The organism is Microbacterium sp. Bi128, assembly GCF_918698205.1.
Window position 1 is genome coordinate 1 of record NZ_CAKKMM010001511.1, and the last position, 1,188, is coordinate 1,188.

A 1,188-nucleotide genomic window follows, 5' to 3' on the forward strand; every position below is an offset into this window, starting at 1 on the left:
ACACGCCGGCCCACGGAAGCAGATCCGCCCCGCGAGCCGGATTGGCAGCCTGCCCCCAATCGGCCCGTGCCAGCGCGGCCTGAGCCCGAGCCTGCCCCCGCGCCAGAGCGCCAGCCGACGCCAGAGCCTGAGCCGGCGGCTCCGGCGGGAAGACGCACGCACCGGATCCGGCGGCTGCTCGCCAGGATCTTCAAGTTCGCCCTCGCCATGGTGGTCATCACGGAGCTGGCCGCCGTCTCCTTCATCTGGTTCGCTCCCCCGCGCACTGCCTACATGCTGCAGACCGGCGGCCCGATCGCCTACCAGTACGTGTCCCTGAACCACATCAGCCGCTATGTCATCGCCGCGGCCGTCGCCCACGAGGACCAACAACTGGGAACGCGTGTTGGCGCGTTCTCCGTCGATGATTTCCGGGACAGGGCCGTCGCCTACCTGCAGGGCAAGGATGACCCAAGCGGTTCCACGGTCCCGCAGCAGCTGGTCAAGAACATCTTCCTGTGGCCTGATGCGAATGCCCTGAGGAAGGGGCTGGAGGCCGGGCTTGCAACCGAGTTCAGCCTCACCCTGACCCCGCAACGGATCATGGAGCTGTATCTGAACTACGCGCAGTTCGGCCCGAAGCTCTACGGCATCTGCGCGGCGAGCTGGTACTACTTCGACGAACCCCCGTGGAACATGTCCGAGTATCAGGCTGCGCAATTGATGGGGGTCCTGCCACTGCCCACACTCGTCACCCGGGCGGCGGAAGGCGGCATCTACCTCGGCCCGGGGGTCCACCCCAAAGTGTGGGACTACGTCAACGGTGCGGCCAACGTGTGGGTCCCCAAGCAGATCGAGGTGCTCGGCGGATGGAAGGCGACCGTCGCAACCATCGGCATCGGCGACACAGCGTCCGACCACGCGGCCGAGCGGGGATCCGCGAACACGGATGGCTGCGGTTCGTATCCGGAGAGTGTGCTGGACCTGCTGCGGCAGCAGGGCATTGCCCTGGACCGCAACGGAAACCCTGCGCCACTCAGGGGCTAGGAAACGAAGGTCAGTTGCCCAGGTCCTCGACCTTGGGCAGGGCGAGTTCCTCGCTGCGGGGCAGTTCCTCGACGTTGACGTCCTTGAACGTGATGACGCGGACGCTCTTGACGAACCGGGCGGAGCGGTAGACATCCCACACCCAGGCGTCCTGCAGGGTCA

2 protein-coding genes are annotated in these 1,188 nt (G+C 66.6%); one reads left to right on the top strand and one right to left on the bottom strand.

Annotation, left to right across the window (positions count from 1 at the left end):
- Window positions 1-207: 207 nt before the first annotated feature.
- Entirely contained in the window at window positions 208-1,026 is an 819-nt protein-coding gene (locus LQV45_RS34115) for a transglycosylase domain-containing protein (RefSeq protein WP_230012282.1), read from the top strand.
- A gap of 10 nt (window positions 1,027-1,036) precedes the next feature.
- Here the strand turns inward: LQV45_RS34115 and LQV45_RS34120 are convergent.
- Window positions 1,037-1,188 (bottom strand): DUF2469 family protein (locus tag LQV45_RS34120; protein ID WP_230012285.1); only part of this gene is annotated, 152 nt, incomplete at its 5' end.

Coding starts and splice junctions, on each gene's coding strand:
- LQV45_RS34115 (WP_230012282.1), top strand. CDS start 208: ATGGTGGTCATCACGGAGCTGGCCGCCGTCTCCTTCATCTGGTTCGCT.